This window comes from Roseobacter litoralis Och 149 (genome assembly GCF_000154785.2).
GTDB lineage: Bacteria > Pseudomonadota > Alphaproteobacteria > Rhodobacterales > Rhodobacteraceae > Roseobacter > Roseobacter litoralis.
The window spans coordinates 3,141,200-3,156,936 of sequence record NC_015730.1; the positions used below are offsets into that span (position 1 = coordinate 3,141,200).

Here is a 15,737-nt window from a genome sequence, read left to right on the forward strand (position 1 = left end):
TATTGCACTTGTCACCTGCGGCATCGGCCAAAAAGCGCGTTAAATTGGCGCGATCTGAACAAAATTCTCCCTTTTGCGCGTTTTGTGATCACACCTAACAAAACCGTGATCACATTAATCATTTCGACTGAGCTGTCGCGTCGTTTCACGCTGGAGTTTGCGCTTTATCTGCGCCGGATAATCCTCAAAGCTGTCTGCGGTCATGACAAAGGCACCCTCACCGTGGATGAGGTTCTCGTAAAACCAGCCCGTCAGATCGTCCTCATCGGTTTCAATGGCCAGCGCGTTTACCGTCACCCCCAACGCGGTCAGTGCCGCTCTGCGACTGTCCGGCGCTGCACCTTCATTTGATATTCCATCACCGGACACATCAATGACCTTGCGTGCGCAATGCGGCACGGATTTTAACGCCTGTTCCGCCGCGATCAGGGCCTCGCCGACGGCCGTTGAATAGTTGCGCCAAACCCGTTCATCCGCCGCTATTCGGTCTGCAAGGCGCGCTACGTCTTCGGCCGCGCGGATCGCTGTCCAGGGTATGGTCTGCCGCTGGCGGCTTGACCCCGTCCATTGGATCAGCGTCACCATCGCCTCTTGCTCCAGCAGCGCATCCACGACGATGCCGTCCCTCAAACCCGCAGCAAGCCCGTCCATCTGAATGCGATATTCGTGTTTGTCTACAGACCCGGAAATATCGACGGCCAACACAAGCGCCAACTGGCAGGCCAGCGCAGCCTGCACGGACCCAAACAGATAAATGACGCCAACCCATATAAATCTCATAAGCCGAGGTTATGCCACTATCGGGACATGCCCAGCATTTTCAGCAAAACAGCGATCAAAAATTCGACAGGTCGCGCAAATATCCGTCCAGTTCAGAACACAGAATGATCTCGCGTGATTCCGGGTCATAAAACCCATTTGCTTCGTCGCAGTCCTGCACTGACAGATAAACGCTGTCGGGCAGGGCAAAATCGGCGTTCAGCGCGGCAACCTCCTCGGCCAGCACACCACCAAGCAAACCGGTTACGTCGCCCTTAAAAACAAGGCTCTTACCCGGAGCCTCCTCAGCAATCTCATCCAGCACAGGCCCCCAGCTTGCCTCGGCCAGTTCAAATTCATCGGAACAGGTGTCACGTCGTTCTTCCGGCAGATCAAGCTCCTCTGCGAGGTCATGGCGACCATCGGGATCAGCGCCATAAAACAGACAAATCATCGTGTAATAGCGCTGCAGGTCCGGACCATGTACGCCCCAGAGCGCAGGTTCATATTCTTCTGCCTCCCGCAGGAAACCGAAAGCCGCATCATAGATGATGTCGCTCGCATCGCCGTCATCGTAAAGCTGATGGATCAGCAACACGCTCAACACGTCCGCTGCGTCTTCTTCCTGACCGAAGACGGGCAAGTCCAGAATATCAATCAACGCGTGACCCAACTCGTGATAGAGAATGGCCAGCGTATTTGCGGTTACGAAATCATCCGTCCGGTCATTCGATTTCGCGGTCGCCGGCAAAACCAGCATGGCCGCGAATAGCATCGCAATGAACGCTTTACGCATGCTTGGCCTTTCCATCTATGCGCGCCGATGCCCTGCAAGGAAGCGCAGCGCGCAGGCGGCAACAATCATGTAGGACACGGGTAAGATGCGCGCAGATTAGGCGGCGTACGCAACGAAGTCACGCTGTTACACGGGCATCAAGGCCCAGTAATCGAGGTCCAGCAGCACGTTGGGCAGGTATTTCCCATCCTCACCGCGCAGATCAAAGGGGGCGCCGCCCTTGGTCGCCACCAGACGCAAACGGATCGCGCCAACGCCCGGCGCAGATGTTTCGGCCTTGTCCAGCACTTCGGACCAGGCGCGCACGGTATCGCCACTGACACAGGGGTTCGCATGCGCGCCGCCATTCAGCCCCACGATCATCTGCGCATTCGCCAGCCCGTTAAAACTGAGCGTGCGCGCCATCGAGATCACATGCCCCCCGTAAATCAATCGCGAGCCATCCGGGCGCGCCGAGGTGTCAAAGTGAACCTTGGCGGTGTTCTGCCACAGCCGGGTCGCCATCATGTGTTCTGCTTCTTCTATGGTGACGCCGTCCACATGATCAATCGTCTCACCCACCTCGTAATCACCCCAGCGATGCGGCTCACCGGCGAGGGTGAAATCATAGTTCGTGAAATCCAGACCGCGCGGGATCACCAGCGTGTCCGGCGCGACCACTTTGGCAAGGTCCGGCACCACCGGTTCGGGCGCATCCGCCTCCGGGTCCCGTTTGCGCACCATCACCCAGCGCACATAGTCCATGACCGTTTCATCGTTCTGGTTCAGGCCGGTGGTACGCACCCAGACCACGCCGCTTTTCCCGTTGGAATTCTGCTTGACCCCAATGACCTCGGATCGTGAGCGCAGCGTGTCCCCGGGCCAGACCGGCAGATGCCAGCGCCCTTCGGCATAGCCGAGATTGGCAATCGCGTTCAGCGACACATCTGGCACGGTTTTGCCAAAGACCACATGAAAGGCGATCATGTCATCCAGCGGGCTGAATGGCATCCCACAGGTTTGCGCAAACTGGTCCGATGAATAAAGCGCATGCCGCGCCGGATAGAGCATATGATAAAGCGCGCGTTCGCCCATTTTGACCGTGCGGGGCACTGCATGATTGATCACCTGCCCGACCGCATAGTCTTCGAAAAAGCGGCCGTCATTGGTCTTGGTGCGCATCAGTGCTCTCCGAGTTTGGTGTCAGCGGTATAGGTGCCGAGCGCCTCTTTGGTGACCGCTTGCCCGCAGCGCATGACACCCGCACGATGGTCCCACGTCTGCGTCGGACTACCGTGCAAGGACCAGCCTTTGTTCAACGCATCCGTGACTTTATGGCAAAAGGCGGAAGTATCCTCCGCTGAGAGGAAGCGATAAAGTATCATGCGCAATGCTCCGGAGTTAAGTCGGGAATGGCCAGACGCCCGCCCATATGTGAACAGCTGAAATGAGCCCGTAGAGAACCAGCGTGATCACTGCCAGACGCACGCGCGTCGCCATGCCCGCCCGCTCAGGTGCGGTCCACTCAGGTTCTGCCTTGTTGATCAGGATCACCGACCCCACGGCCCAGGCAAGCAGCCCGCCGAACAGAATAATCGACGCGAGATCGCCATTGACCAGCAAATGCGCCAGCGCCCAGATCTTGAACCCTACCAGCTGCGGGTGACGCAGCTTGTATGCAGGCCACGCCTTGGCGCCCTTCGCAGCGCTCGATCCATAGACCCAGAGCGCAAAGAGCATCAGCGTGTTGTTGACGTGCATCATAAAGGCAGGCGGTTGCCAGACGGGGATAAAGTCTGCAGCCCGGTACCCCATCACCATCAAAACAAGAGATGCGACAATCGCAACGGCGGCGACACCCTTGCCCGCGTTTCCCATCGCCGCGCGCTGTTGTGGCATCAGGCGTTTGAAATAATGTGCTGCGATCCAAAGGATCAGGCCGGCGATCAGGAGTAACATTTTGCTACCTCGCGTTCAGGGTTGCTATTGCGTCCCTTTTTGCCAATGTTTCGCGCGCAGTTGCAACATGCAGATTTTCAACGATCCGGCTGTCGACCACGGCAACCGCCTGACCTTCGGCCAATGCAGCCTCATAAGCGTCAATCTGACGCTTGGCGAGTTCGACTTCTTCTTCCGTTGGCGCAAAGGCTGCATTCGCGATTGCGATCTGTGCGGGATGGATCAGCGTTTTTCCGTCAAAACCCATGTCGCGGCCCTGATCACATTCGGCCTTCAGCCCCTCATCATCTTTAAAGGCATTATAGACACCGTCCACAATCGCAACACCATGCGCCTTGGCGGCCAACAGGCACAGGCCCAGCCCGGCCATCATCGGCAAACGATCCGAGCGGAACCGCGTGCCCATGTCTTTGGCGAGATCGTTGGTACCCATAACCAGCCCTGCGCAGCGCTCGTGGCTGGCAATTGCGGCGGCATTCAACATGCCAAGTGGCGTTTCCATCATCGCCCACAGCGGCAAATCACCGGTGAGCGCCGCGAGCGCCTCAAGGTGCTCCGGTCCATCCACTTTTGGCAGCAACACCGCATCCGCGCCCATGTCAGTCGCCGCCTTTGAATCCGCGACACCCCAGGGCGTGTCGAGCGCGTTGACCCGCACAATTTTCAGGCGCGCGCCATAGCCGCCCTCAGACAGCGCCTGTGCGAGCGTATCGCGTGCGCCTGCTTTTTCATCAGGCGCCACCGCGTCTTCGAGATCAAAAATGATCGCATCCACGTCCAGACTGCGTGCCTTGACCAAAGCGCGCGGGTTGGACGCAGGCAAGTACAGGACGGACCGCAGGGGTCGGTTGGAATGTGACATGAAACAACTCCGATCGTGACCGCGACGCCGGAAGCCTGTGCCAAAAGACCGAGGCATCAGCGCGCCTTATAAACTTGCGCGAATTCGTATTATTTTTAGAATTGAACATCAAGCATTTTCTCGCTGCAGTGCAGAAAGCCTCAAATTGAAACTGTTTGCGCGCGTGGTCTTTACGATTAGTTCAACTCTGTAACGGATGCTTCAGGGGTCGCTCAACAGACCTGTGCCCAGTGCAGAAAAAACTGCCGCCTGAAAATGGCCGGACACACCCGCAGCGACTGCATACCAACCGGATTAATCCGGTCACTGCCGGAAAACCGGTCTGACCAGAAGGTCAAATTTCAACTTACTCTTGAGGCAGATAGACATGAAACGCACTGTAAAAGTACTGCATCTTGGCGCGCTCACCGCAGCCGCTGCTCTTTACATCGTATCCAGCCATAGCGCGGCTGCCGAAAACCCGCGCAATTGTGGCCCGCGCGAGGCGGTTGTAGACAGGCTTGCCGAAGGATACGGCGAAACCCGCCATTCCATGGGCCTTGGCGCTAACAACTCTGTTGTTGAGGTCTTCGCATCAGAGCGCACCGGCACTTGGACGATCACCGTCACAACGCCCAATGGGCTGACGTGTCTGGTGGCATCAGGGCAGTCATTTGAACAACTTGACGAAGTCCTACCAGTCAAAGGCGAAGACGTGTAACCGCGTCACTCTAATACGGCGCTTCAGTCTTGCATGGCGCAGCCGGATAAGGCTCCCATCAGTGCCGGCGTCGCCTTGGCTCAGGTCAGCCCGTCCCAAATCAGCTTGGTGCCCGTGACGGTCAGCAAAACATACGTCAGCGCAAAAAACGCGCGTTCGGGCACCACAGCATGTGCTTTGACACCAAGCGAGGCCCCCAGAAATGCGAAGGGGGCCAGCACCAGATTGGCGGTCGCCGTCTGCAAGGTAAACATGCCAAGAAACGCATAGGGAATGAATTTCGCAATATTCACGGCCCAGAACACCAGCACCGTGGTTGCCTGATATTCCGTTTTGCCTAGTTTCTTTGACAGCAGGTAAATCGCGGCGGGCGGCCCCCCCGCGTGGCTCACGAAGCTTGTGAATCCTGCAACCGCACCCGCGAAAACGCCCGCCGCGGGGGACAGCATCTTGGTTGCAACTTTAATGAAACCATTCGCGGTGGCGATCTGCCAGATCACAAACCCAACCGAGATCACGCCAATAAGCACGCGGAAAACATCCGGTTCTGTCAGTTTGTACAAAGCTGCCCCAAGTGCCACGCCAGGCAGTGCGCCCAGAATCAGCAAAATCGCTGCCTGCATATCCCACTTGCGCCAATACGGCCGCAGCGTACTGGCGTCGATCAGCATCAACAGAGGCAGCATCACCCCCAGAGCGAGGCCGGGCTCCACGACCAGCGCCAGAATGCTCGCCGAGGCAAAGGCGGCGCCTGATCCAAATCCCCCCTTGGAAATCCCCGCGAATATAACGGCCGGTCCTGCGATCAGGAAAAATGTCAGGTCGAGTGTCAGCATCCCTGCCTTTAAGACCCATACACAGAGCATTGTCCAATGCTATCAGCGGGGGCCAATGATTGGTTCGATCCTCTAAGTAAACTTGCGCAAGCCGCGTTCATTCGCTAGCAGGGCTACGAAATCAACCGAACGCGGAGCATCTTCAAAATGGCAAGACCCAAAATCGCACTGATCGGCGCAGGCCAGATCGGCGGCACGCTCGCCCACCTCGCAGCCCTCAAGGAATTGGGCGACGTCGTCCTCTTCGACATCGCCGAAGGCGTCCCGGAAGGCAAAGCGCTGGATATCGCCGAAAGCGGCCCATCCGCAAAATTCGATGCCAGAATGTCGGGTACACAATCCTATGCCGATATCGCAGGCGCGGATGTTTGCATCGTGACCGCTGGTGTTGCACGCAAACCCGGCATGAGCCGCGATGACCTTCTGGGGATCAACCTCAAGGTGATGAAATCTGTCGGCGAAGGGATTGCCGCACATGCACCCGATGCATTCGTGATCTGCATCACCAACCCGCTCGATGCGATGGTCTGGGCCCTGCGCGAATTCTCGGGCCTGCCGCATGAAAAAGTATGCGGTATGGCGGGTGTCCTTGATTCGGCACGCTTCCGGCATTTCCTCGCGGATGAATTCGATGTGTCCATGAAAGACGTCACCGCCTTTGTTCTGGGCGGTCATGGTGACACGATGGTCCCTTTGGTGCGTTATTCCACCGTTGCGGGCATCCCGCTGCCGGATCTGGTCAAGATGGGATGGACCACACAAGATAAACTGGATGCCATCGTGCAACGCACCCGCGACGGCGGTGCCGAAATCGTCGGCTTGCTGAAAACCGGCTCTGCGTTTTATGCGCCTGCCACATCCGCGATCGAAATGGCCGAAAGCTACCTCAAGGACCAGAAACGCGTGCTGCCCTGCGCGGCCTATGTTGATGGTGCTTATGGCCTGAAGGGCTTTTATGTCGGCGTGCCCACGGTGATCGGCGCGGGCGGCATCGAGCGCGTGGTCGAAATCTCGATGAACAAGGATGAGCAGGCCATGTTCGACAGCTCTGTCAAGGCGGTCAAAGGGCTGGTCACAGCCTGCAAGGGCATCGACGACAGCTTGTCCTGAACCGAAATAGCTGACACAAAAGAAAACGCCCCGGAAATCTCCGGGGCGTTTTTTGTTTGTCTATGGACTGGTTCAAGCCGCTTTACGCTTGCGCCGTGCCATGAAGCCAAAGCCGCCGATGCCAGCCAATAGCAATGGCAGCGCCGCAGGTACTGGAACGGGCGCGACAGAAACAGCGTTTATGTAAAAGTTGTGGCCATCAGCCACTTTACCAAACACCCAAGTATCAGACGCCCCGAGCGAAGTGTAATCATTTACGCCCATTGTGATTGCTAGGTCGGTCATAACTTCGCTGCCGTCTTGATTGTATCCGACCTTGCCATCCGTAATGAGAAAGTGACCATCATTATAGAACGTGACGCCTTGCATGAATACCGACTCTGTGAACGTCAAAATGAGATACTCGAATATATCGCCACCGTTGTTACCGAGTACGCCCGTGTTGTCATCGCTTCCGGGGTCTGCTTGATCATCGCCGGTCAAAGACGATGTCTGAGCCACACCAAGTCCCGCCGGTCTACCGTCGGAGTCTTTGTCCAAATACGCGCTTGCACCGCCCAAAGCACCTGTGGTTGTGCCTGTGCTGTCATATGATCCGGCTGTAGCTACGACGCCTATGCCGCCCACGGTGAAAGTATCCGACGCATCGACAAACATGCCACCAGCTGCCGTCGTATCAACGCGGCTTTCCCAACTGCCCTCGTAAAAAAGAGGACCGCTGCCTGAATTCGCTAGAGCAGCAAAATCAAACGTGGTCGCAGAAGCGCCACTTGCCATCGTGACCGCGACACCCGCTGCCAACGTGGCCGTTAAAAACTTATTCATTTAATCTCTCCTACCAGATAATCACGCTGCCGGTTTTTCGGACAAAGCGCAGAAGTTAATGAGGCAAAGAAATGAAATCTCGATCGGAATATACATCTTTAACCTGTGGCGTCATTTAAGCACGTTAACCAAGCTATTAATATAAAATTAACGCGTTTTGCCCAAGCTTCATCCACAGGTAGTATTCGGCACATAGCTTTTCGGTAAATTTCTATTTTTAGTAGAAATAGAGATACAGCACATACTTCGTCGACACAGATTGAAGTTCTTTAAGTATCGAATCCCATCGCAACTGATTCGAAAAACTGGCTGGTTTGATTTTGTGATCACACGATTTAATGCTGTGATCACAAAATTAAAAGAATACCCGGTTTAGTCCTTTTTTATCCATAATGCGGTTCACTTGACTTCAGCTTTCGCTCTAGCATGCATCCAATCGCAATCTGACAGGACGCTGACATGAATATCCACGAATACCAAGCCAAAGCCCTCCTTCGCAGCTATGGCGCACCGGTCTCAGACGGCCGCGTTGTGCTCAAGGCCGAAGATGCCAAGACCGCCGCAGGCGAACTGGACGGGCCATTGTGGGTTGTAAAGGCGCAGATACACGCAGGCGGGCGCGGCAAGGGATCGTTCAAAGAGGTCGACGCGGGCGAAAAAGGCGGTGTGCGCCTGACAAAATCCGTCGCCGAAGCTGCAGAAGAGGCGAAAAAGATGCTGGGCCGCACGCTCGTGACGCATCAGACAGGCCCCGCAGGCAAACAGGTGAACCGCATCTACATCGAGGATGGGGCCGGGATTGAAACCGAACTTTACCTCGCGCTTTTAGTGGACCGCCAAACCAGCCGCGTCAGCTTTGTCTGCTCAACCGAGGGCGGCATGGACATCGAAGAGGTCGCCGCCTCCACGCCGGAAAAAATCCTGTCTTTCTCCGTTGATCCCGCGTCCGGCTATCAGGCTTTTCATGGGCGCCGCATCGCATTCTCGCTGGGCCTGGAAGGCAAGCAGGTCAAGCAATGCGTGGGCCTGATGGGCCTGCTCTACAATGCGTTCATGGAAAAAGACATGGAAATGCTGGAGATCAACCCGCTGATCGTCACCGATAGCGGCGATCTCAAGGTCCTTGATGCCAAGGTGGCCTTTGACGGTAACGCGATGTACCGCCATGCGGATATTTCCGAATTGCGCGATGTCACCGAGGAAGACAGCAAGGAACTGGAAGCCTCCAAATACGATCTCAACTATATTGCTCTGGACGGTGAAATCGGCTGCATGGTGAACGGCGCGGGGCTGGCGATGGCGACAATGGACATCATCAAGCTCTATGGCGCGGAACCTGCGAACTTCCTCGATGTGGGCGGTGGTGCAACCAAGGAAAAGGTCACCGAAGCGTTCAAGATCATCACCTCCGACCCGCAGGTCAAAGGCATTCTGGTGAACATCTTCGGCGGTATCATGCGCTGCGATGTGATCGCCGAAGGCGTCGTCGCCGCGGTAAAAGAAGTCGGCCTCAAAGTACCGCTGGTTGTCCGCCTCGAAGGGACGAATGTGCAGCAGGGCAAGGATATCATCAACAACTCCGGCCTTGATGTGATCGCCGCCGACAACCTCAAGGACGGCGCGCAGAAAATCGTGAAGGCTGTGAAGGGCTGAAAAGTGTCAGGGCGACTAGGCAAATCGACCGTCAGCTTAGCGGCATGCATCTGCATGTCGCTGTCTGGGTTTTCGTTCGCTCAGGTCGCCCGTTCAGACCAACAATTCATTGTTGGCGCTTGGGCAGCATTTATTGAAAGGTGCACCCCTTTCATCGAAAACCCAGCGGCGGCACGAAATGCGCTTCCGCGTCAAGGCGTTGGGCTTTTTATAGCAGGAACGGAAGATGACGCGTTTCTAGACTATGTCCAAGAAGCTAATGCCCAAAATTTTGGCTTCGGCGTAGTGATGGAAGAGACGCGCAGTTATTTTCACTTCACGTGCTTCACAAGTTCTTATCGAGATTTTCCCGCAGAGGACCTTGCTGGATCAGCAGCACTTTTTCGGACATTGGTTGCCCAAACTGGTTCAATTGAGATGGTCGGCGGGCCTGTGCGGGTAAAAATGCAAAATGGTGCTCCTGTTACCGACAAAAGCCCATTGGGTTATACCTTTGTTCTGAATGGCGTTTTCGAAGGACGCGAAACGCATCTAGTAGTAGCGTTTGACGTTGACTCGTTGGCTCTCGAAGTTGACGTCCGCATCGACAAACCGGACATCAGCAAATGATCCGCGCCCTCACCATATCCCTCTGCCTTGCAGGTCCTGCCGCAGCGCAGGCGCCCAGCGCGATCCTGACGGATCTTTGGAACGACTTTTCCAGCACGTGCGCGCCGTTTCTTGCAAATCCTGTGACTGCCATGGCCCAATCTCCGGCAAACCTGCAGTATCTCAGGCATGAGCAATCCGCAGATGGTCGCCTGTTTCGGCGTCATCAGGGGCGCTGGGGTCTCGGCCAGTATCGCCTCGTTGAAGTCGCCGTTGGCACGCAAGCGGCGCATGTCTATTGCCAGATCGCCCGGACCAGTCCCGATCACAACTTCAACTCTAATGCCATGGAAGCCACCCTGCGCCAGATCCTGCCTGCTGACGGTAGCATGCGGCTTGCAGGTGGTCCCACGCGCATAACATTGATGGACCCAAACGACGATGCCGAAGGGGACGTGGATGGCATCTCACAAACCTACAGGAAATTCCTTCTCGAAGGGGCACTTGGCCCGCGCTCTGATCTTATTCTGATCGAAATGAGTTCCCCGCAGGTGCTGTTCACCGTGTCCGCAACCGTCCCGCTGGAGGACGTGCAATGATCCGGCGCGCCGCCCTGTTCATACTCACTTGCGTAACGCTGATGCCCTTGCAAGTCGCGGCACAGGGCAGCTTGAAAGTTGCGACCCAGAACATGCGGCTCGCCTTTGAATTGTGCCTGCGCAACTACCGCACGCCGCAGGACATGCCCTTTGCGTTTTCCAGCACCGGCTTCACGCTGGGCAAGGGCCTCGATGAGGGCGTTACCGAATTCACCGCTCCCGGTGTTTCCGGCGTTTTCAAGGCCGGGTATTGCATGATGCAAACAACTGATGTCCCGCTGGCGATCGCCGAAGAGATGGGCCAGCGCACTGCTGAAACGCTCTTTCCGGGCAAGGTCACGCTGGGCAATCCCGAACGCAACATAAACCAACCCGTCGCCCCCTGTGACGGGCTGTCGATCTTTGCGACGCAAATGCTCATCCGCGTCACCTATTCTGCCGCTGGCAACAGTGGCGATTGTCTCAATGATGGCACCAGTGCCATCGCCATTAAAATGTAAGTCAAAGGAAACAAAATGGCCGTACTTATCGACGAAAACACCAAGGTGATCTGTCAGGGTCTGACCGGATCACAGGGCACATTCCATTCCGAACAGGCTATTGCATACGGAACAAAAATGGTGGGCGGCGTGACCCCCGGCAAGGGCGGGCAAACGCATCTGGACCTGCCAGTGTTCAACTCCGTGCATGAGGCGAAACACGCGACCGAAGCCAACGCCTCCGTGATCTATGTGCCGCCCCCCTTTGCCGCCGACAGTATCCTGGAAGCGATCGATGCCGAGATGGAATTGATCGTCTGCATCACCGAAGGCATCCCGGTGCTGGACATGATGAAAGTTCAGCGCGCGCTTGAGGGGTCCAAATCCCGACTGATCGGCCCGAATTGTCCCGGGGTTATCACGCCGGATGCGTGCAAAATCGGCATTATGCCCGGACATATCCACAAACGCGGATCTTGCGGGGTCGTTTCCCGTTCCGGAACGCTGACCTATGAGGCGGTCAAGCAGACCACCGATCTGGGGCTGGGCCAGTCTACCGCCGTGGGCATCGGTGGCGATCCGATCAAAGGCACCGAACACATTGACGTTTTGGAAATGTTTTTGGCCGATCCAGAGACCCAGAGCATTATCATGATCGGTGAAATCGGCGGCTCCGCCGAGGAAGACGCGGCACAGTTCTTGGCAGATGAAAAGAAAAAGGGCCGCTGGAAGCCGACTGCCGGCTTCATCGCGGGCCGTACGGCCCCTCCCGGCCGCCGCATGGGTCACGCGGGCGCAATCGTCGCCGGTGGCAAAGGCGGTGCCGAGGATAAAATCGACGCCATGCGCGCTGCAGGCATCGTGGTCGCCGACAGCCCCGCGACACTGGGCGAAGCGGTTCAGGAAGCGATTGCGAAGGGGTGAGCCGCGATCCGAGCATAAGCGAGGCGAAAGCGCCAATGGCGCTTTCGAGCGGCGAACGGGCGGAGCCCCGGCCAGCACTCAAGCGTTGGACTTGCGCACAGAGGGCAGTGTCCGAACCGAGGGGTGGGAAGCGAAGCGCCCGCCCCGTGGGGGCGGTTCGGGCGCTGCCCGGCGGTACCCGCCAGGCGGAAGGGTGCGCTCAATGACCTTCACCCAATCCATCAAAACCTGCTTTCGAAAATACTTCACGTTCTCCGGCCGTGCATCGCGATCAGAATACTGGTGGTTTTTCCTGTTCACTATATTGGGCGGTTTGTTTTTCGGTTTTATTGAGGGGGTCATCAACGGAGCATCGGGCACCCCCGGCGGCCCGACCCTGCTCTCCGGAGCCTTCAACCTGGCTACTTTTATTCCAACTCTCGCCGTTGGCTGGCGTCGCATGCACGACAGCGGGCGGTCGGGTGTCTATCTGTTTTATCCGTTGATCGCGATTGTTGGACTATCCATTTTCATCGGTCTTTTTGGAGGCACTGAGCTTCTGACCAGCTCCGACCCTGCATCTTTATTTGAGGGTGCCTTCGGGATCATCGTGATCATTTCGCTGATCATCGTAGCACTTTCGCCATTCATCGTAGTCTTCTGGCTCACTCGCCCGTCTCAACCCGGCCCCAACACCTACGGTCCCAACCCACATGAGGTATCCCAATGACCGACCATCCCGCCAACGACCAGTTCCACGCCTCCAGCTTCATGCAGGGGCACAACGCGGAATATCTCGAACAGATGTATGCGCGCTATGCCAATGACCCATCGGCCGTCGATGAGGCGTGGCAGGCGTTTTTCAAGGCCATGGGCGATGATGAGGTCTCGGTCAAACGCGAGGCGTCGGGGCCATCCTGGGCGCGCAGCGACTGGCCGCCGCAACCCGCCGATGATCTGACCGCGGCACTCACTGGCGAATGGGCGCCGGAGCCCGAGGTCAAAGCGGCCGCTGGCAAAATTCAGGCCAAAGCCGCCGAGCAGGGTGTCGCAGTAACCGATGAGCAGATCAAACGTGCGGTGCTGGATTCCATCCGCGCGCTGATGCTGATCCGCGCCTATCGTATCCGGGGCCACCTTGTGGCCGATCTGGACCCGCTGGGCATGCGCGAGCAGACCCCCCACCCCGAGCTTGACCCCAAATCCTACGGGTTTACTGAATCGGACATGGATCGCCCGATCTTCATCGACAAGGTGCTTGGCCTTGAAATGGCGTCGATGCGCGAAATCCTGTCGATCGTGAAACGGACCTACTGCGGGACCTTTGCGCTGCAATATATGCACATCTCAAACCCCGAAGAAGCCGGCTGGCTCAAGGAGCGGATCGAGGGGTTCGGCAAGGAAGTCGCCTTTACCCGTGAAGGGCGCAAGGCGATCCTATCCAAACTGGTCGAGGCCGAAGGCTTCGAAAAATTTCTCCACGTCAAATACATGGGCACCAAACGGTTCGGCCTTGTTGGCGGCGAAAGCCTCGTGCCCGCGATGGAACAGATCATCAAACGCGGCGGCGCGCTGGGTGTGCGCGACATCGTGATAGGCATGCCCCACCGGGGGCGGCTGTCGGTGCTGGCCAATGTGATGGCCAAACCCTACCGCGCCATTTTCAACGAATTTCAGGGCGGCAGCTATAAACCTGAGGATGTCGACGGCTCCGGCGATGTGAAATACCATCTTGGTGCCTCATCTGATCGGGAATTTGACGGCAACTCCGTGCACCTCAGCCTGACCGCCAATCCCAGCCACCTTGAGGCGGTCAACCCGGTGGTTCTGGGCAAATGTCGCGCCAAGCAGGATCAAAACAACGATCCTGACCGCACAAGCGTCATGCCGATCCTGCTGCACGGCGATGCAGCCTTTGCCGGACAAGGCGTCGTGGCGGAATGTTTCGCGCTCTCGGGTCTGCGCGGGCACCGGACGGGCGGCACCATGCACATCGTGGTGAACAACCAGATCGGCTTTACCACGGCCCCGCATTTCTCGCGCTCCTCGCCTTATCCGACCGATAATGCGCTGGTGGTGGAATCGCCCATTTTCCACGTGAACGGCGATGACCCCGAGGCGGTCGTGCATGCGGCCAAGGTCGCAACCGAATTCCGCCAGAAATTCCACAAGGACGTGGTGCTCGACATCTTCTGCTACCGCCGGTTTGGCCATAACGAAGGTGATGAGCCGATGTTCACCAACCCGATGATGTACAAGAAGATCAAGGGCCACAAAACCACGCTCAGCCTTTACACCGAACGGCTGGTCAAGGACGGGCTGATCCCCGAAGGCGAGATCGAAGACATGAAGGCGGCGTTTCAGGCCTATATGAACGAAGAGTTCGAGGCCGGGAAAGAATACCGCCCGAACAAGGCGGACTGGCTCGACGGGAAATGGTCGCATCTGGACAAGCAGAAAAACCAGTATCAGCGCGGCAAAACCGCGATCTCCAAGGCAACGATGGCCGAGGTGGGCAAGGCGCTCTACACAGCACCGGACGACTATCCGATCCATAAAACGGTCGGGCGCCTGCTGGATGGCAAAAAGCAGATGTTCGACAACGGCGAAGGCTTTGACTGGGCGACCGCTGAATCACTGGCCTTCGGCTCGTTGCTGACTGAGGGCTATCCCGTGCGTCTTTCGGGTCAAGACAGCACACGCGGCACCTTTTCGCAGCGCCACTCCGGTCTGGTGAACCAGAACACCGAAGAACGCTACTATCCGCTGAACAACATCAAATCCGGACAGGCCCAATATGAGGTCATCGACTCGATGCTCTCGGAATATGCGGTGCTTGGGTTTGAATATGGATACTCCATGGCCGAGCCCAACGCGCTGACCCTCTGGGAAGCACAGTTCGGTGATTTTGCCAACGGCGCGCAGATCATGTTCGATCAGTTCATCAGTTCCGGCGAAAGCAAATGGTTGCGCATGTCGGGCCTTGTCTGCCTGCTGCCCCACGGGTTCGAGGGGCAAGGGCCGGAGCACTCCTCCGCCCGGCTGGAACGGTTCCTGCAAATGTGCGGGCAGGACAACTGGATCGTCGCCAATTGCACGACACCGGCCAACTATTTCCATATTCTGCGGCGTCAGATTCACCGCTCGTTCCGCAAGCCGCTGATCCTGATGACCCCGAAATCGCTACTGCGCCACAAGCTCGCGGTCAGCACAGCCGAGGAATTCACCACCGGCTCCAGCTTCCACCGCCTGATGTGGGACGATGCGCAGCAGGGCAACTCCAAAACCAAACTGGTGCCGGACAAAAAGATCAAACGCGTCGTGATGTGTTCGGGCAAGGTCTACTATGACCTGCTTGAGGAACGCGACGAGCGCGGGATCGACGACATCTACATCCTGCGTGTTGAGCAGTTCTATCCCTTCCCCGCCCAATCTGCGGTCAAGGAGCTTGAACGCTTCAAACAGGCCGAGGTTGTCTGGTGTCAGGAAGAACCCAAGAACCAGGGCGCATGGACGTTTATCGAACCCAATATCGAATGGGTTCTGGGCCGCATCAAAGCCAAACACGCGCGGCCCATCTATGTTGGCCGCGCCACCTCCGCCTCGCCCGCGACCGGACTGGCGTCTCAGCACAAAGCACAGCAAGCAGCTCTCGTGAACGAAGCGCTGACGATTGAAGGAAACTAAGA

General features: G+C 57.2%; 17 protein-coding genes. 9 read left to right on the top strand and 8 right to left on the bottom strand.

From position 1 onward, the window contains the following. Positions 1-114: 114 nt before the first annotated feature. From RLO149_RS14995 to RLO149_RS15020, 6 genes are all read right to left on the bottom strand, one after another. Positions 115-780, bottom strand: coding sequence for a DUF1194 domain-containing protein (locus RLO149_RS14995; RefSeq protein WP_013962949.1), 666 nt, complete (start codon positions 778-780; stop codon positions 115-117). A gap of 55 nt (positions 781-835) precedes the next feature. Further along, positions 836-1,555 carry a DUF4344 domain-containing metallopeptidase gene (locus tag RLO149_RS15000; protein WP_044025373.1) on the bottom strand — a complete coding sequence of 240 codons (720 nt, stop codon included), beginning with the start codon at positions 1,553-1,555 and terminating at the stop codon, positions 836-838. Positions 1,556-1,681: 126 nt separating this feature from the next. Next, on the bottom strand, positions 1,682-2,716 hold the full coding sequence (locus RLO149_RS15005; protein WP_013962951.1) for a MaoC family dehydratase: 1,035 nt from the start codon (positions 2,714-2,716) through the stop codon (positions 1,682-1,684). Continuing rightward, a complete protein-coding gene (locus tag RLO149_RS15010; protein ID WP_013962952.1) occupies positions 2,716-2,919 on the bottom strand; it encodes a DUF1737 domain-containing protein in 204 nt (67 codons plus the stop codon). The genes RLO149_RS15005 and RLO149_RS15010 overlap by 1 nt, the downstream gene beginning before the upstream one ends. Positions 2,920-2,935: 16 nt before the next feature. Next, positions 2,936-3,493 carry an NnrU family protein gene (locus RLO149_RS15015; protein ID WP_013962953.1) on the bottom strand — a complete coding sequence of 186 codons (558 nt, stop codon included), beginning with the start codon at positions 3,491-3,493 and terminating at the stop codon, positions 2,936-2,938. Positions 3,494-3,497: 4 nt separating this feature from the next. Beyond that, a complete protein-coding gene (locus tag RLO149_RS15020) occupies positions 3,498-4,355 on the bottom strand; it encodes an HpcH/HpaI aldolase/citrate lyase family protein (RefSeq protein WP_013962954.1) in 858 nt (285 codons plus the stop codon). Positions 4,356-4,722: 367 nt separating this feature from the next. Between RLO149_RS15020 and RLO149_RS15025 the strand changes: the two genes are divergently transcribed. Next, positions 4,723-5,055: a hypothetical protein gene (locus RLO149_RS15025; protein ID WP_013962955.1), complete on the top strand. Its 333-nt coding sequence runs from the start codon at positions 4,723-4,725 to the stop codon at positions 5,053-5,055. An 80-nt stretch (positions 5,056-5,135) separates the two neighbouring features. On the opposite strand, the gene RLO149_RS15030 is transcribed toward RLO149_RS15025, so the two are convergent. Then, a complete protein-coding gene (locus RLO149_RS15030) occupies positions 5,136-5,891 on the bottom strand; it encodes a sulfite exporter TauE/SafE family protein (RefSeq protein WP_013962956.1) in 756 nt (251 codons plus the stop codon). A gap of 147 nt (positions 5,892-6,038) precedes the next feature. On the opposite strand from RLO149_RS15030, the gene mdh reads away from it, so the two are divergent. Next, on the top strand, positions 6,039-7,001 hold the full coding sequence (mdh, locus tag RLO149_RS15035) for a malate dehydrogenase (protein ID WP_013962957.1): 963 nt from the start codon (positions 6,039-6,041) through the stop codon (positions 6,999-7,001). Positions 7,002-7,073: 72 nt separating this feature from the next. Here the strand turns inward: mdh and RLO149_RS15040 are convergent, their stop codons facing one another. Further along, positions 7,074-7,826 (bottom strand): VPLPA-CTERM sorting domain-containing protein, encoded by a 753-nt coding sequence (locus tag RLO149_RS15040; protein ID WP_013962958.1) that lies wholly within the window; start codon positions 7,824-7,826, stop codon positions 7,074-7,076. A gap of 459 nt (positions 7,827-8,285) precedes the next feature. Here RLO149_RS15040 and sucC point away from each other — a divergent pair, with 459 nt between their 5' ends. The 7 genes from sucC (at position 8,286) to RLO149_RS15075 (ending at position 15,735) form a co-directional block, all read left to right on the top strand. Next, complete coding sequence (gene sucC, locus RLO149_RS15045; RefSeq protein WP_013962959.1) at positions 8,286-9,479, top strand: ADP-forming succinate--CoA ligase subunit beta; 1,194 nt, start codon at positions 8,286-8,288, stop codon at positions 9,477-9,479. A gap of 54 nt (positions 9,480-9,533) precedes the next feature. Further along, positions 9,534-10,088 carry a hypothetical protein gene (locus RLO149_RS15050; RefSeq protein ID WP_044025374.1) on the top strand — a complete coding sequence of 185 codons (555 nt, stop codon included), beginning with the start codon at positions 9,534-9,536 and terminating at the stop codon, positions 10,086-10,088. Beyond that, positions 10,085-10,666 carry a hypothetical protein gene (locus tag RLO149_RS15055; protein ID WP_013962961.1) on the top strand — a complete coding sequence of 194 codons (582 nt, stop codon included), beginning with the start codon at positions 10,085-10,087 and terminating at the stop codon, positions 10,664-10,666. The genes RLO149_RS15050 and RLO149_RS15055 overlap by 4 nt, the downstream gene beginning before the upstream one ends. Continuing rightward, a complete protein-coding gene (locus RLO149_RS15060; RefSeq protein WP_013962962.1) occupies positions 10,663-11,166 on the top strand; it encodes a hypothetical protein in 504 nt (167 codons plus the stop codon). The genes RLO149_RS15055 and RLO149_RS15060 overlap by 4 nt, the downstream gene beginning before the upstream one ends. Before the next feature lie 15 nt (positions 11,167-11,181). Beyond that, positions 11,182-12,069 (top strand): succinate--CoA ligase subunit alpha, encoded by an 888-nt coding sequence (sucD, locus tag RLO149_RS15065; RefSeq protein WP_013962963.1) that lies wholly within the window; start codon positions 11,182-11,184, stop codon positions 12,067-12,069. 202 nt (positions 12,070-12,271) lie between these two features. Next, positions 12,272-12,778 carry a DUF805 domain-containing protein gene (locus RLO149_RS15070; protein WP_013962964.1) on the top strand — a complete coding sequence of 169 codons (507 nt, stop codon included), beginning with the start codon at positions 12,272-12,274 and terminating at the stop codon, positions 12,776-12,778. Continuing rightward, complete coding sequence (locus tag RLO149_RS15075) at positions 12,775-15,735, top strand: 2-oxoglutarate dehydrogenase E1 component (protein ID WP_013962965.1); 2,961 nt, start codon at positions 12,775-12,777, stop codon at positions 15,733-15,735. Before RLO149_RS15070 ends, RLO149_RS15075 begins: the two co-directional genes overlap by 4 nt. Positions 15,736-15,737 lie beyond the last annotated feature (2 nt).

Excerpts from the sequence above, each read along its gene's own strand:
- RLO149_RS14995 (WP_013962949.1), bottom strand. The coding sequence starts at position 780 with ATGAGATTTATATGGGTTGGCGTCATTTATCTGTTTGGGTCCGTGCAG.
- RLO149_RS15000 (WP_044025373.1), bottom strand. The coding sequence starts at position 1,555 with ATGCGTAAAGCGTTCATTGCGATGCTATTCGCGGCCATGCTGGTTTTG.
- RLO149_RS15005 (WP_013962951.1), bottom strand. The coding sequence starts at position 2,716 with ATGCGCACCAAGACCAATGACGGCCGCTTTTTCGAAGACTATGCGGTC.
- RLO149_RS15010 (WP_013962952.1), bottom strand. The coding sequence starts at position 2,919 with ATGATACTTTATCGCTTCCTCTCAGCGGAGGATACTTCCGCCTTTTGC.
- RLO149_RS15015 (WP_013962953.1), bottom strand. The coding sequence starts at position 3,493 with ATGTTACTCCTGATCGCCGGCCTGATCCTTTGGATCGCAGCACATTAT.
- RLO149_RS15020 (WP_013962954.1), bottom strand. The coding sequence starts at position 4,355 with ATGTCACATTCCAACCGACCCCTGCGGTCCGTCCTGTACTTGCCTGCG.
- RLO149_RS15025 (WP_013962955.1), top strand. The coding sequence starts at position 4,723 with ATGAAACGCACTGTAAAAGTACTGCATCTTGGCGCGCTCACCGCAGCC.
- RLO149_RS15030 (WP_013962956.1), bottom strand. The coding sequence starts at position 5,891 with ATGCTGACACTCGACCTGACATTTTTCCTGATCGCAGGACCGGCCGTT.
- mdh (WP_013962957.1), top strand. The coding sequence starts at position 6,039 with ATGGCAAGACCCAAAATCGCACTGATCGGCGCAGGCCAGATCGGCGGC.
- RLO149_RS15040 (WP_013962958.1), bottom strand. The coding sequence starts at position 7,826 with ATGAATAAGTTTTTAACGGCCACGTTGGCAGCGGGTGTCGCGGTCACG.
- sucC (WP_013962959.1), top strand. The coding sequence starts at position 8,286 with ATGAATATCCACGAATACCAAGCCAAAGCCCTCCTTCGCAGCTATGGC.
- RLO149_RS15050 (WP_044025374.1), top strand. The coding sequence starts at position 9,534 with ATGTCGCTGTCTGGGTTTTCGTTCGCTCAGGTCGCCCGTTCAGACCAA.
- RLO149_RS15055 (WP_013962961.1), top strand. The coding sequence starts at position 10,085 with ATGATCCGCGCCCTCACCATATCCCTCTGCCTTGCAGGTCCTGCCGCA.
- RLO149_RS15060 (WP_013962962.1), top strand. The coding sequence starts at position 10,663 with ATGATCCGGCGCGCCGCCCTGTTCATACTCACTTGCGTAACGCTGATG.
- sucD (WP_013962963.1), top strand. The coding sequence starts at position 11,182 with ATGGCCGTACTTATCGACGAAAACACCAAGGTGATCTGTCAGGGTCTG.
- RLO149_RS15070 (WP_013962964.1), top strand. The coding sequence starts at position 12,272 with ATGACCTTCACCCAATCCATCAAAACCTGCTTTCGAAAATACTTCACG.
- RLO149_RS15075 (WP_013962965.1), top strand. The coding sequence starts at position 12,775 with ATGACCGACCATCCCGCCAACGACCAGTTCCACGCCTCCAGCTTCATG.